Source organism: Streptosporangium sp. NPDC023615 (assembly GCF_040640155.1).
Classification (GTDB): domain Bacteria; phylum Actinomycetota; class Actinomycetes; order Streptosporangiales; family Streptosporangiaceae; genus Streptosporangium.
On record NZ_JBFABE010000017.1, the window covers coordinates 82,453 to 96,424 of the forward strand.

Annotated in this window: 11 protein-coding genes, 1 tRNA gene and 1 pseudogene; 3 read left to right on the forward strand and 10 right to left on the reverse strand. The window is 68.5% G+C overall.

What is annotated here, in order from left to right; all coding sequences use genetic code 11:
- Positions 1 to 3: 3 nt before the first annotated feature.
- Complete coding sequence (locus tag AB0G16_RS15585) at positions 4 to 897, reverse strand: ABC transporter substrate-binding protein (RefSeq protein ID WP_362804750.1); 894 nt, start codon at positions 895 to 897, stop codon at positions 4 to 6.
- A gap of 242 nt (positions 898 to 1,139) precedes the next feature.
- On the opposite strand from AB0G16_RS15585, the gene AB0G16_RS15590 reads away from it, so the two are divergent.
- Positions 1,140 to 1,706 (forward strand): DUF4352 domain-containing protein, encoded by a 567-nt coding sequence (locus AB0G16_RS15590; RefSeq protein ID WP_362804753.1) that lies wholly within the window; start codon positions 1,140 to 1,142, stop codon positions 1,704 to 1,706.
- Between the two features lie 414 nt (positions 1,707 to 2,120).
- Here the strand turns inward: AB0G16_RS15590 and AB0G16_RS15595 are convergent.
- The 6 genes and pseudogenes from AB0G16_RS15595 to AB0G16_RS15620 all read right to left on the reverse strand — a co-directional run.
- Positions 2,121 to 2,762, reverse strand: a pseudogene (locus AB0G16_RS15595) (ABC transporter ATP-binding protein); the annotation flags it as partial.
- Positions 2,752 to 3,516 (reverse strand): ABC transporter ATP-binding protein, encoded by a 765-nt coding sequence (locus AB0G16_RS15600; protein ID WP_362804756.1) that lies wholly within the window; start codon positions 3,514 to 3,516, stop codon positions 2,752 to 2,754. The pseudogene AB0G16_RS15595 and the gene AB0G16_RS15600, both read right to left, overlap by 11 nt.
- 86 nt (positions 3,517 to 3,602) lie before the next feature.
- Positions 3,603 to 4,772 (reverse strand): branched-chain amino acid ABC transporter permease, encoded by a 1,170-nt coding sequence (locus AB0G16_RS15605; protein ID WP_362804759.1) that lies wholly within the window; start codon positions 4,770 to 4,772, stop codon positions 3,603 to 3,605.
- On the reverse strand, positions 4,769 to 5,737 hold the full coding sequence (locus AB0G16_RS15610; protein WP_362804762.1) for a branched-chain amino acid ABC transporter permease: 969 nt from the start codon (positions 5,735 to 5,737) through the stop codon (positions 4,769 to 4,771). The genes AB0G16_RS15605 and AB0G16_RS15610 overlap by 4 nt, the downstream gene beginning before the upstream one ends.
- Before the next feature lie 162 nt (positions 5,738 to 5,899).
- A complete protein-coding gene (locus tag AB0G16_RS15615) occupies positions 5,900 to 7,078 on the reverse strand; it encodes a branched-chain amino acid ABC transporter substrate-binding protein (RefSeq protein ID WP_362804765.1) in 1,179 nt (392 codons plus the stop codon).
- Between the two features lie 400 nt (positions 7,079 to 7,478).
- The gene (locus AB0G16_RS15620) at positions 7,479 to 8,123 is read right to left on the reverse strand and encodes a response regulator (RefSeq protein ID WP_362804768.1); all 645 of its coding nucleotides are present in this window, start codon (positions 8,121 to 8,123) and stop codon (positions 7,479 to 7,481) included.
- 117 nt (positions 8,124 to 8,240) lie between these two features.
- Here AB0G16_RS15620 and AB0G16_RS15625 point away from each other — a divergent pair.
- Positions 8,241 to 8,315 (forward strand) — tRNA-Leu (locus tag AB0G16_RS15625).
- A gap of 53 nt (positions 8,316 to 8,368) precedes the next feature.
- Here the strand turns inward: AB0G16_RS15625 and AB0G16_RS15630 are convergent.
- From AB0G16_RS15630 to AB0G16_RS15640, 3 genes are read right to left on the reverse strand one after another with little or no spacing between them, the layout of a single operon-like run.
- On the reverse strand, positions 8,369 to 8,908 hold the full coding sequence (locus tag AB0G16_RS15630; protein WP_362804771.1) for a S26 family signal peptidase: 540 nt from the start codon (positions 8,906 to 8,908) through the stop codon (positions 8,369 to 8,371).
- Positions 8,905 to 10,764 carry an ABC transporter ATP-binding protein gene (locus AB0G16_RS15635; protein WP_362804774.1) on the reverse strand — a complete coding sequence of 620 codons (1,860 nt, stop codon included), beginning with the start codon at positions 10,762 to 10,764 and terminating at the stop codon, positions 8,905 to 8,907. Before AB0G16_RS15635 ends, AB0G16_RS15630 begins: the two co-directional genes overlap by 4 nt.
- A complete protein-coding gene (locus AB0G16_RS15640) occupies positions 10,761 to 11,300 on the reverse strand; it encodes a redoxin domain-containing protein (protein ID WP_362804777.1) in 540 nt (179 codons plus the stop codon). The genes AB0G16_RS15635 and AB0G16_RS15640 overlap by 4 nt, the downstream gene beginning before the upstream one ends.
- Positions 11,301 to 13,194: 1,894 nt before the next feature.
- On the opposite strand from AB0G16_RS15640, the gene AB0G16_RS15645 reads away from it, so the two are divergent.
- On the forward strand, positions 13,195 to 13,836 hold the full coding sequence (locus tag AB0G16_RS15645) for a GNAT family N-acetyltransferase (RefSeq protein WP_362804780.1): 642 nt from the start codon (positions 13,195 to 13,197) through the stop codon (positions 13,834 to 13,836).
- Positions 13,837 to 13,972: the final 136 nt, after the last annotated feature.

Below are 13,972 nucleotides of genomic sequence, written 5' to 3' on the forward strand. Positions count from 1 at the left end.
GGGTTACTTGGGAGCCGGAGTGGAGACCGGGTCGGAGCCGATCCACTTCTTGTAGGAGGCCGCCCAGGTGCCGTCGGCGATGCCCTCGGCCAGCGCCTCGTTGACGGCCTTGAGCAGCTCGGGGTTGCCGCCCTTCTTGACCGCGAAGCCGTACTGGTTGCCGCTGACGATGGTGTCGCCGAGCTCGAACTTGTCGGAGATCGCCGTCTTGGTCTTCAGCCAGTCGTTGACGACCGGGAGGTCCTGGAGGACCACGTCGACCTGACCGGACTGCAGGGCCAGGACCTGCTTGCCCGCGTCGTCGAACTCGGTCGCGGCCAGCCCCTTCTCCTTGGCCAGGTCCAGGCTGGTGGTGCCGGTCTGCACGCCCAGCTTGAGCCCCTTGGCCTTGACGTCGTCCAGGCTCTTGACGCCCGCGCCCTTCTTGCCGAGGATGCCGAGCACCTCGTCGAAGTAGGGGCTGGCGAAGTCGAGGTTCGCCTTGCGCTCGTCGGTGATCGTCATTCCGGCCGCCGCGATGTCGCAGGTGCCGCCGTTGAGGGCCGCGCCGCTCTTGATCACGTCGAACTTGACGTCCACGATCTCCTGGGTCACGCCGAGCTTCTTGGCGGCCAGGTCGACCATGTCGACGTCGAAACCGACGACCTTGCCGGTGTTGTCAGCCGCCTGGAAGGGCGGGTACGGCAGGCTCGTGCAAGTGGTGATCTTGCCGGGCTTGACGAGCTTGACGCCGGAGGCGGCCGGGGCGCTCGCGCCCGCGCCCGCGTCCGCGGAGGTACCACCGCTCGGGCTCGCCGTGGTCGGTTCGCCGCTACCGCAGGCCGACAGGCCGAGCGCGCCGGCGGCGACCATGGCGCCCACGGCGAGCGCACGACGGGAAACAAAACTCAGGCCCACGAAGGCCTCCTTACGGTCAATGTCGCGTCTTGTATGGATACCTCAGTGCAGGTGATGCTGCATCACCTGCATGACCATGCAGATCACCACTACGACACAATTCGGACAATAACTACATCCAAAGCATGCCGAGTCAATACCCTGCCCGCCGGGGCGTCCGGGGACGGGGCACCTGCCGGATCGTCGATGCCACGCGGGCGAGCCGTTGAACTCCGGCGGCGATCTCGGTTACGTTGCCCGGTGTGCGCAACCCCCTAATAGCGTTGACCGGTGCCGTCCTTGCCGTCGTCGCGATGTCCGGCTGCACCGGGGCGGATCGGGGGGCGTCCGCCTCCCCCTCCCCCTCGGCCAGCCCCACGCCGACCTACGACCTCCCGCCGCGCCCGGTCCGGCCCGGCGAGATCCCGGTCAGGTCCGCCCCGGTGGTCGACGGGGAGACCCGGTTCCAGGTGATCGGCCTGCAGAAGGGCCTGAGCGGCTTCTTCGGCAGCCACGCCGAGTGGCAGGCCAAGGGCCAGTACGTGGTCGTACGGGTCGTGGTGGAGAACACCGGCCGCACCAACTCGCGCTTCGACGCCGGGCTGCAGAGGCTCGTCGCCGCCGACGGCACCTCCCACGCGCCGAACAAGTTCGCCCAGGCCATCAAGCGCCAGCCCGAGACGTTCTCGCTCGGCGCCCAGGTCAGGGTGGAGATGGACCTCTGGTACGACATTCCCAAGGAGGCGAAGGTCGCGGCGATCCGGTTGTTCGGCGACCCGCCGCTGGGCGTGACCGGCGGCACCGACGGGGCGCAGGTACCGCTGCCCTGAGGCCCCTGCCGTACCGCGCCCCACCCCGCCGTACCGCGCCCCGGCGTGGTCCGGAGGGTCACGGCGCCGTTCCCTGCCGTTCCCTGCCGTTCCCTGACCTGTCCTGGCCGCGGGAGGACGGGCCCGCCGGGTGGCGGGACCGTCCCGGTCACGCGAGAGGGGCTTCGGAGCGGGTCAGCTCCGCTCCCCCGGGACGTCCCGGCCGGGAACGTCCCGGTCCGTCGCGTCCCGCTCGCCCGTGACGTCCCGCTCGCCCGAGGCCGGAGCGGGGGCCGGGGCGGGCGACGAGCCCGACGGCGGGACCGCGGCGGAGGCCGGCGTGGCCTTCGCCCCGGTGACGATGGCGGCCTCCGCGCCGCCGCCCAGGTAGGCGGCCTGCACGGCCGGGTCGTTGAGCAGCACGTCCGCGTTCGCGCTCTTGACCACCGACCCCGTCTCCAGGACGTAGGCGCGGTGGGCGAGCCTCAGCGCCTGCTGGGCGTTCTGCTCCACCAGCAGCACCGTGGTGCCACGGCGGTTGATCTCCTCGATGATCGAGAAGATCTGCTGGACCATCAGCGGGGCCAGGCCCATCGACGGCTCGTCCAGCAGCAGCACCTTGGGCTTGGCCATCAGCGCGCGGCCGATGGCGAGCATCTGCTGCTCGCCGCCGGACATCGTGCCGCCCATCTGCGTCCTGCGCTCGGCGAGGCGTGGGAAGAGCTCGAACACCTCGGCCAGGTCGCCCGACAGGTCGCCCGAGCGCGTGTAGGCGCCCATCAGCAGGTTGTCGTACACCGTCATGCCGGGGAAGACGCCCCGGCCCTCGGGCGCCTGCCCGAGACCGGCGATGACCCGCTTGTGACCGGGCATCTTGCTGATGTCCTGGCCGTCGAAGAAGATGCTCCCCGAGGACAGACCGCGCAGGCCCGAGATGGTCTTCAGGGTCGTGGTCTTACCGGCCCCGTTCGCACCGATGAGCGTGACGATCTCGCCCTGGTTCACCTCGACCGAGATGCCCTTGAGCGCCTCGATCTTGCCGTAGTGGACACGAATGTTCTTGACCTCAAGAAGCATCGGCGGGAGCTCCCAAATACGCCTCGACGACCCGGGGGTCGTTCCGCACCTCGTCCGGCAGGCCATCGGCGATCTTCTGGCCGAAGTCCAGCACCGCGATGCGGTCGCTGATGCCCATGATGAGGCTCATGTCGTGCTCGATGATGAGAATCGTCCGGCCCGCGTCGCGGATGTCCCGGATGAGCTGCTGCAGCGCCACCTTCTCCGCCGGGTTCATACCGGCGGCCGGCTCGTCCAGCAGCAGCAGCTTCGGGTTCGTCGCCAGTGCCCTGGCGATCTCCAGACGGCGCTGGTCACCGTAGGGCAGGTTCTTGGCGTGCTCGTCCGCGCGGTGCGAGATGCCCACGAAGTCGAGCAGTTCCGTCGCCAGCCTGCGCCCGTCCCGCTCGGCCCTGCGGTGCCAGGGAAGCCCCAGCGCCACGCTGACCATGCCGGCCTTGTGGTGCGCGTCCGCGCCCACCATGACGTTCTCGACGGCCGTCATGTTGTGGAACAGCCGGATGTTCTGGAACGTACGGGCGATGCCCCGCTTGGTGATCTTGAAGCGCTTGACGCCGTCGATCCGGTCCCCCAGGAAGCGGACCTCGCCCTCGGTCGGCTGGTAGACGCCGGTCACCACGTTGAAGACCGTGGTCTTGCCGGCGCCGTTCGGGCCGATCAGCGCGAAGATCTCCCCTTCCTTGATGGTCAGGTTCACCTCGCGCAGTGCCGTGACGCCGCCGAACCGCATGACGAGGTTCTTCAGCTCCAGCATGTCGCGACCCGCCCTCGCCGGAGACGGGGACTGCGGCCCCGCCCCGGTAGGCTCTGCGGTCGTACCGCCGGGATTGACGTCGGCGCTCATTTGGAAGCCACCTCCTCACCGTGCGACTCGGGCCCGGGGACCTCGGCTCCGAGCGTACCCATCCCGCCTGATCCCTCTTGCAGCTCCGCCTTGCGCTGGCGTGACGGGAGCAGACCCTCCGGACGGAAGATCATCAGGGCCATCAGCACCGCACCGAAGATCAGCATGCGGTACTCCTGCAGGCCGCGGAACCGCTCGGGCAGCCAGGCCACCACGAACGCGCCCAGCATGACGCCCGGCAGGTTGCCGGCGCCGCCCATGACCACCGCGGCCAGGATCGTCGCCGAGAGCAGGAACTGGAAGTCGTTCGGGTTGATCGAGATCGACTTCGCCGCCCAGAGCACGCCCATGGCGCCGCCGATGGAGGCGCCGATGGCGAAGGCGAGCATCTTGAAGCGGAACGTCGGCACGCCCATGACCTCGGCCGCGTCCTCGTCCTCGCGGATCGCGGCCCAGGAACGCCCGACCCGGCTCTTCTCCCAGCGCTTCACCAGGATGATCACGATGACGGCCAGCGCGACCAGCAGGTAGTAGTAGGGCCGAGGGTCCAGCACCCCGTACTTGAAGGGATCGACCCCGAACACCTCGGAGAAGTTGATCCCGAACAGCTGGAAGTCCTCGACGCTCGGCGGGTGCGGGATGCCGCGGACGCCGTTCGGGCCGCCGATCTCGTCGGTGTTGCGGGCCGTGATGCGGATGATCTCACCGAAGCCCAGCGTGACGATGGCCAGGTAGTCACCGCGCAGTCGCAGCGTCGGAGCGCCCAGCGTGAGGCCCGACAGCGCGCAGATGGCGATGCCGACCACCAGGATGACCCAGAAGTTCCATCCGAGCCGGGTGCCGAGCAACGCCATCGCGTAGCCGCCCACCGCGTAGAACGCGACGAAACCGAGGTCGAGCAGGCCGGCCTGGCCGACCACCACGTTCAGGCCGATCGCCAGGACCACGTACGTCCCGATCGGGAAGAACAGGATGCTCGCCCAGTCGGTGTAGGGCGACATGACGGGCGCGAGGCTCTCGGAGGGCAGGAGCAGAGCCCCGATGATCAACGCCACGTAGAGGATCCAGCGCTGCCAGCCGGGGGTCTTCAGCCAACGTTCGTGCATGGCGTCACCGAAGTTGCCAAGACCGCTGCGAAGGCCCGTCGGGAGTTTCTTCTGGTTCATGCGCGCGCCTGCTGGAGTGATTCACCGAGGATTCCGGTGGGGCGGAACATCAGGACCAAGACGAGGATGCTGAAGGAGATCACGTGCTTCCAGTCGGAGCCGAAGAAGATGGCCCCGTAGTTCTCCACCAGTCCCAGCGTGATTCCACCGACCAGGGCCCCGCGCAGGTTACCGATCCCACCCAGGACCGCCGCGGTGAACGCCTTGATACCGAAGAGGAATCCGATGTAGTAGTTCGTGTTCTCGTACGAGATCAGGTAGAGCGCGCCGGCCACACCGGCCATGGCGCCGCCGACGAGGAAGGTCATCCGGACGACCTTGTTGATGTCGACGCCCATCAGGACGGCGGCCTCGGGGTTCTGCGCGGTGGCGCGGATTCCTCGGCCGACCTTCGTGCGGTTCACCAGGGCGTCCAGCACGATCATCATGCCGACCGCGGCCACGATGACGAAGACCTGGTCGACCCGGACCCCGAAACCGAAGACGGAGAAGAGCTCGCTCCGCTCCATGATGCGGGGCAGGCCCATCTGGATGCGGCCCTGCTCGGGACGGTTGAACACGTTGGGAATGACGAGGAGCGCGAAGAGCTCCTGCAGGAAGATCGAGGCACCGATCGCCGAGATCAGCGCCGCCAGCCGGGACGCGCCGCGCTGGCGCAGCGGCCGGTAGGCGATGCGCTCCAGGGCGACCGCGGTGCCCGCCGAGGCGAGCATGCCGGCCAGGATCATCGCCGCGATCAGGCCGACCAGCGCGATGCCGGTCAGCGGCGAGTTGATGCCGAACACGAACGGCACGAGCATCGCGCCGAAGGTGCCGATCATGAAAACTTCGGAGTGCGCGAAGTTGATCAGCCGGAGCACGCCGTACACCATGGTGTAGCCGAGCGCGATCAGGGCGTAGATCGACCCGAAGGACAGGCCGTCGATCGTCGCCGGCCAGAACTGATTGATGAAGTCATTGAGCACTAGGGTTTACCACTTCTAGCGGGGGTCGCCTGCACTATCGGGTAGCACGCCGCTCCCAGTGGAATCTCGTGGATCTCGCTGAGAGTACGACAGGAGCGGGAACGCATCGCGGCGTTCCCGCTCCCGGCGCGTCGGCTACCTACTCATCTTGTAGCGCCGGCCTTACCCCACCTTGGCCTCGGTGGACTTGCCCAGCAGGCCGATGACGCCGTCCTTGACCTGGTAGATGTAGATGTCCTTGGCCGAGACCTCACCGTTGGCCTCGAACTTGACCTGCTTGGACACCCCGCCGAAGTCCACCTTGGCGATGAACTCGTTGATCGCCTCGGAGGTGACGGCGCCTTCCTTGACCGCGTTGACGAAGACCGTCCCGGCGTCGTAGCCCTCGGCCGCGTAGATGGCCGGGTCGGCGCTGTAGGCGGCCTTGTAGGCGTCGGCGAAGGCCTTGACCTTCTCGTCGGTCACGTCCGGGGTGGCGATGTAGCAGGGGCAGCCGACCAGGGCGCCCTCGGCGTTCCCGGCGCCGGCGCCGTCGATCAGGCCCTTGTCGAGCGAGCCGTCGCCGGACAGGAACTTGGTGTCCTTGACGCCCTTGTCGCGGAGCTGCTTGAGCAGGTTGCCGCCCGCGGCGTAGTAGCCACCGAAGAAGATCGCGTCGGGCTTGGCCGCCGCGACCTTGTTGACGACCGAGGAGAAGTCGCTCTCGGCCGGGTCGAGCGAGTCGTTCGTGATCTTCACGCCCTTGTCGCCGAGGGTCTTGCGGACCGCGTCGGCCAGGGGCTTGCCGTACTCGGACTTGTCGTCGATGACGAAGACGTTCTTCGCCGCGACGCCGGTGGCGATGAACTCGCCGATGCCGGGGCCCTGGATGCTGTCGCTGGGAAGCACGCGGTGCCAGTACTTCCAGCCGTTCGCCGACAGGGCGGCGTTGGTGGCGGAGGCCGAGATGCTCGGCAGCTTCGCCTCCTCCAGAACCGGCGCGACCTGGGCGGACTCACCGGAGAAGGCCGGGCCGACCATCGCGACGATCTTGTCGGTCTTGATGGCCCTCTGCGCCAGGGCGACCGCCTTGGAGGCGTCTCCCTGGCTGTCGTACTCGACCAGCTCGATCTTCGTGGCCGGGTTGGTCTTGTTGTACTCGTCGATGGCGAGCTTCGCGCCGTTCCGCGGGGGAATGACGATACCGGCGTTGGGGCCGGTCAGGTCACCCATGAAGCCGATCTTGACGGTACCAGAGGCGGCAGCACTGGAGCCGCCCTCGGCCGGCGTGGCTCCCGCACCACTGTCGCTCCCACCGCAGGCAGCGAGACCGAGGGTGAGCGCCACACTGGCGGCAAGCACTCCACCGAGGCGTGCAGTCTTAGGCCGCAAGGTTGCCTTCCTTTCGCCCGGCCCTTCGTCGGGCCCGGGTTCACAGATGCCCTCCCTGGCGGGTGGCCAGGGGTTGTGTCGGTTAGTACAACCAGCGGATGTCACGGGTCGATACAGTACGGCCCGCCGTTACCGCTTCGTTACAACACCGATCCTTTTCGGCTATCAGATACAAAAGCCGTGGTCACTGGCAACCTTACGGCCTCCCAGAGATCACTCCGAGCACCTGGAACCCCACACCGGACCCCCGGCACCGCGTCGCGGGGGGCACATTACGGTTCCCCGGCGGGGGTGACCGAAAAGCCTCGGATAGCAGGAAAAGCCGCTCAAGCCCTGGGTGCTCCCGTGTCAAGCCCGGGGTGTCCGCGTGTCAGGCCTCCGGTGTCCCCGTGTCCGTCTCCGGTCCGGCCGCTCCCCCGTCCGCGGCGACCGCCGCCCCCGCGCCGGTGTCGGCCACCACGATCTGCGCCACCTGCCGCATGCTCAGCCGGCGGTCCATCGACGCCTTCTGGATCCACCGGAACGCCTGGGGCTCGCTCCAGCCGTGCCGCTCCATCAGCAGGCCCTTGGCCCGCTCGACCAGCTTGCGCGTCTCCAGCCGCTCGGAGAGGGTCCCCACCTCGCGCTCCAGCGCGGCCATCTCCTGGTGCCTGCTGACCGCCATCTCGATCGCCGGCACCAGGTCGGACTTGGTGAACGGCTTCACCAGGTACGCCATCGCGCCGGCGTCCCTCGCCCTCTCCACCAGGTCGCGCTGCGAGAAGGCGGTGAGGATCAGGCAGGGGGCGACCCGCTGCGACACGATCCGCTCGGCCGCGGAGATCCCGTCCAGGACGGGCATCTTCACATCCAGGATCACCAGGTCCGGCCGGTGCTCCAGCGCCAGCGTGACGGCCGACTCCCCGTCCCCGGCCTCCGCGACGACCGCATACCCCTCTTCCTCCAGCATCTCCTTGAGATCGAGACGGATCAGAGCCTCGTCTTCCGCGATCACCACTCGCCGCTGCGTACTCACGAGCAAGAGAGTACCGACGTCCGCTAGATTAGGACCACGCCGGTACCGGTCAAAGGATCGTCATCGGCTAGGCTGCACGGCAGGCGTTTTGGATAATTCGGATGCGTCCGGATTACTGCCCCGGTACCCCAATTGGCATGAGGGAGCGGATTCAAAACCCGTACAGTGTGGGTTCGAGTCCCACCCGGGGCACAATCTTCGGGCCGCCCGGCCGAACAGCCGGGCGGTTCTTCTGTTCCCGGCGGTCAGCCGGTTCGGTCCGCCGCACCGGCGGAGCCGTTCGACAAAGGACGCAGGACGACGCCGAGTACGCGTTCCGCGGGGAAGTAGCCCACCGTCCGGGAGTCGAAACTGGCCCGCCGGTTGTCCCCGAGCAGGACCAGCCTGCCCGGTGGCACCACCTTCTCCGCCACGTCCGCGAGGGCGGGAACCAGGTCGTACGGCACCGGGTCACCCGGCAGGGCGGCGACCCGTTTCATCATCCAGTCACGGTCGTCCGTCCACCCGGCGCCGGCCGTGACCGCCGGCCGCGGCGGGTCGCACCACCGGTCGTCCACGGTCGGCCGTTCCACCACGATCACCTGTCCCCGGGCGGGCGTCAGGCCCCGGCGCACGAGCACCCGGTCGCCGTCGTGGTAGGCCGGCTCCATGCTCTCCCCGTGCACGGTCACCACGACCAGCCTGCGTCTCAGCGCCGCGAGAGCCGCGACACCCGCGAGGGCCGCCAGGCCGAGCGACAGCGCCGAGGTGCGGCGGAGCGTCGTCCGTCCTCGTCCGGTGGTCATCGTCCTCCTGAGGGTGTGGGTTCGCCCGCTTCCTCGTTCCGGTAGCCGGACGCCTGCAGCGTGAACAACCGTGCGTATTCTCCACCCGTCGCCATCAACCCCGCGTGGTCGCCCCGTTCGACGATCCGCCCGTCGGACAGGACGACGATGAGATCCGCCTCGCGCACGGCACCGAGACGGTGCGAGATCAGCAGGCTGGTCCGGGTGGCGCGGTGCCGCCTGAGGGATCGGTGGATGTCGTGCTCCGCCTCCGCGTCGAGTCCCGCCGAGGGCTCGTCGAGGATCATCAGGTCACGCCTGTCCCGGAGGAACGCGCGGGCCAGCGCGATTCGCTGCCACTGCCCGCCGGAGAGCACCACTCCGGTCTCCGGGTCCTCCTTGTCCGACTCCTTGAAGAACATCCGCGTCAGCAAGGTGTCGTAGCCGTGCGGCAGGCCGGCGAGTTTCTCGTGGATGCCGGCGCGCCGCGCGGCGGCCCGCACGCGTTCCAGGTCGCCGAACACGTCCAGATCGCCCAGCCCGATGTTCTCCGCGGCCGTCATGTCGTAGTGCATGTAGTCCTGGAAGACCGCGCCGATCCGCCGGCGCAGCTCCGCCACGTCGGCCTCCCGCAGGTCCACGCCGTCCCATGAGATCGAGCCGCGGGTGGGGTCGTAGAACCTGCACAGCAACTTCACCAGCGTGGATTTGCCCGCCCCGTTCAGCCCGACGAGCGCGACGGCCTTCCCCGCGGGGATGTGGAGATCGACACCGCGCAGCACCCACGGGTGGTCGTCGGAGTAGCGGAACCACAGGTCGCGCAGCTCGATCCCCCGCCGCAGCGGGGGCAGCGCGGACGGTGTCGCGGGCACCGGCAGGTCCGGTTCCGCCATGGTCACCGCGAGATGGTGGTCGAACATCAGCAGCGCCTGGTGCGAGCGGGCCACCTCACCGGCCAGCGCGGCCAGCGCGCCCTGCACGCTCGCGACCGCGGCCACGAACATGGTGACGTCACCGACCGAGATCTGTCCCGCCCGCGCGGCGGCGACCGCCCAGAGCAGGCCACCGGCGGACACCACCGCGGCCAGCAGCCCGAGCCCCGACTGGGTGAGGACCTCCCGCCGGTCCATCGCCCGCTTCGCGGCGTTGACGGTGCGCCTGTCGGCCAGCATCCGCTTCCTGAGGAAAGAGCCGATGCCGAACAGCCGCACCTCCTTGGCGGCCTCGACGCTGGACAGGAGCTGACCGTAGAAGATCTCCCGCCGCTCGACCGGTCCGACGTCCCAGACCATCCGTGCCCGCCGGCGCGACAGCGCGACCTCGGCGATCAGCGTCGGGACCCCGGACATCAGCACCAGTACGGTCATGAGCGGAGCCAGCAGGAACAGCGAACCGAGGAAGCCCGCGATGGTGACGGCCGCCCGTCCGACACCCAGCATCCCGTCGACGGCCTGGTTCGGCGCCATGCCCCCGGCCTGCTGCGCCAGCCGCAGGCGGTCCAGGAAGTGGGGGTTCTCGAATCGTCCCAGCCCCGCGAAGCGCTCCACCGCGCCGAACAGCCGGTCCTGGGCGACCAGGCCGACCTCGCGGTCCATCTCCGCCCGGAGGTACTGGGTGACCTGCGGCGCCACCACGGCGACCAGGCCGACCGCCCCTATGCCGGCGGCGGGCGGGAGCAGGGCGTCCAGCGGGGCCCCGGCCACGAGGGCGTCGATGACGAGCTTGGTGAGCCACGCGCCGGCCACCGGCAGCGAACCACTCACGAACGACAGCACCACGTACGCCAGGAGCGCCCGGGGCGCGGCCGTCACGGCGAGCGAACAGGCGGCGATGATCCGCTGTCTCGAGGTCGCCCCGGCCGCCGTTCCCTCGCTCATATCGCGGCGACGGGTCGATCCAGCTCGACCTGGCCGTTCCTGACCAGGAGCCGCCCGCCCTCGTCCGGAGCGACCGTCAGCACGCTCGGGTACGCCCTGATCCTGAACGCGGCGTTGAGGGCGTCACCGGGCTTCTCGATCACCACGCGGGCCACCGGTGAGAGTTCGGCGGCGAACGCGGCCGCCTCGTCCTCGTCCCCCACCACGGCGGCCAGCACCCGGTCGCGCCCACCGGCCATCGCCCGTGCGAACTCCACGAATTTCGGCAGCTTCTCCTTGCAGGGCAGGCAGTCGGGCGAGAAGAACGCCACCAGCGTTTCGTCCTTCAGCAGGTCCCGGCTCAGCGTCTCACCGTCCGTGGTGGAGGCGGTGAACTCACCGACCTCCTCACCGGCGGCCATGAAGAACGGATCGTCCCCCCGGGCCGACAACAACGCGGTGTGCTCCCGCAGCCGTCTGATGACCCCCAGCATGAGAATCAGGTTCAGCACGCCGAGCGACCCGACGAACACCACGGCCGTAATCAGGAAGGACACGGCGTCTCCTCACGGTTCACTCGAGGGCACGAGCGGTGCCCGCGATCTTTTCGAAGCGGCCCGGCCGGCATGGACCGGGCTCGGCTTTTCTCATTTCGTCGAAATGGCGCGTCACATGGGTGGCACGGCAGCCGGGACGACGTCTCAACGGCCTTCACACCGCTTCTCGGCAGGACGGCGCCCGCGCCTGAGCGGAGAAACCACCGCCTCGGCTCCGTGACGGCCCGGTCCCGGTGCCGCGGGCCGGGCGAAGAAGCCCTGCGCCCAGGTCGCGACACCGGGAGGAGACCTGTGGGATTTCAGTTCCGCAAGCGTTCACGACCATGTGGACGTTGTCGCCGGCGAGCCGTTCACGGTCTCCCGTTCACGGTCTCCTGTTCACGGTCTCAGCAGGGCACCGTCGTCTGGACACAGGGACCACAGTTGTTCGCCGACTGACAGAACCTACGGTAAGTGGCCTTCCCCCCGGGGTACGGGGTGTAACCGCATCCGCAGTACTGGTAGAAGCCCGCGGCCGCAGAGGCATAAGTTCCAGGAACGAGTCGTTCGATCAGCCGGTCACCAACCCTTCTGAAGGGAGCGGCCAGCGCCTGGAGGGAATTGTTCATCCGGAATCACTTCTTCCTTTTTCCTTGGAATGATTCGAGGCATCGGCCGGATGCTCGCCGACCATGCAAGCACACGCGAATCGTCAATGTCAACGAATCCGATTTCAAGCCACAATGGGACCGGAAGAAAAAACACATCGCCGGTTCAGGGCGTACGGGACGAAACAAACAAGGATGACCGCGACCGGGGCGCCGGCTCAAAAGTGACGGTGAGCAGGGGCGATGCCGGTCCGTTCGTCCGGACGGAGGTCACCGATCGTCGGGTCACGCCCCAAAGGGCGTCGGGGACGAGTCGCCGGCGGCGGTGTCGTGGCGGTCACGAATTCCCGGGGCGGCAAGTATCCCCGATCGCACGGAGGAGCACTTTTCAATTACGTCCGGTCACATCTTGGGAGTTCGCGGACGAAAAACAAGGCCCGTCGCGACCGAAGAGACACGGTTCCCGGCCGACAGCGTGCAGGTCGGGCCGCGAATTTCACCGCCCCACAGGCCCGGAACACAAGATTGAACGGTCGTTGACTAAATAAAATACCCGTGCTTGCATGGCATCAAGATCTCGATCCGCTCACACCTACACAAGAAAGGTTCGACCAGGATGAGAGCAAGTTTCACGAGGTTGGCCGATCCCCTGAAAAGGATCGGCGACCACATGCTCGAACGGCTCGTTCCACGGACCGGCGCCGACGCCGCCGGCTTCTACCGGCATTGCTGGTGCGGCTTGGCCCCGATCCTCGGCCGAGTGCAATTCCGACAGAAGTGCTACTACGGAGCGCCAGGATATCCGCCGGAGTGTGACGCGTGCGCGCCGACGACCACGCCCTGCTGATCCTCGGACACGGATGACGCGGCCTCATGGGCCATGACACCACCGTGAAATTCCGGCGGAGGTGGCATGCGGCGGGCCGTCTCGGTCTCCTGGGAATCGCTCCCACGCCCGGCGGCGACGAGCGATCCCGAACACGCCCCGAACGGGTATGAGAAATCACCGGGCCCCTTCTTGCCGAATCGCGAATCGGGGCGAAAGTGATTCCTCTGGAACCAGCGGTATAAAAACTGCGCGGTGAACACGCCGACCCGGTCCCGCCGGACCGGACGAGAAGGCCCGGGAAGACGAAGGCCGCGGCCTTCCGGAGTTCAGAGCCCGGACAGGCTCGGTTCCGGAAGGCCGTTCCCGCTCTCCGGCCACGACACGAGACCTCTCCGAGGCACGGACCACCCACGCCCGCGAACGCTCCCGACAGGGGCGGGTAGGTTGCTTGAAAAGTGACCTGACGAGAGGTGGCGGCATGGAAACCGTGGGAGACGGCCGGACGGAGCAGGAGGCCCGGACCGTCCCGGAGGACGGGAACGGCCCGGGGCGGCGCCCCGTGAACCTTCCGGAGACCGTGAGGCTGAGCGGCCCGGGGATGGTGCTGCGGGAGTGGGAGGACGGCGACCTCGACGCGATGACGAAGCTGTTCGACGATCCCGACGTGGCCTACTGGACGCCGCTGGTCTCGCCGTTCGGCCCGCAGGCGGCACGGACCTACCTGGAGCGGTCCCGGCAGCGGCGGGTGGCCGGGGAGTCCCTGCAGTTGGCGATCACCGTGGACGGGGGCGAGCCCGCCGGTGAGGTCCTGCTGATGTTCAGGGAGCTGGGCCTGGACATGGCCATGATCGGCTACAGCGTGGGAGCCGCCTACCGCGGGCGCGGGCTGGCGACGGCGGCCGTCCGGACGATGACGGAGTTCGCCCGGGAGACGGTCGGGGTGGACCGGCTGCTGCTGGAGATCGAGGACGACAACGCCGCGAGCGTGGCGGTGGCCCGCGCGGCGGGATACCGGCTGACGGACGCGCCACCGGTGTCCCTGGAGGAGAAGGGGCGGCCGATCACGTTGCGCACGTGGGAGTACGCGGGCTCCGATGCGCGGGAGGCGAATCCCGCGTGAGGAGGATCGCACGCGAGGGGGCTCCGGCGTGAGAAGGATCCGGCACGCGCGGGTCGCGGGGTGAACGGCACGCGCGGGTCGCTGGGTGGGCGGCATGCGCGGGTCGCGGGGTGAGCGGGTTCGGGTGGCGGGGCGA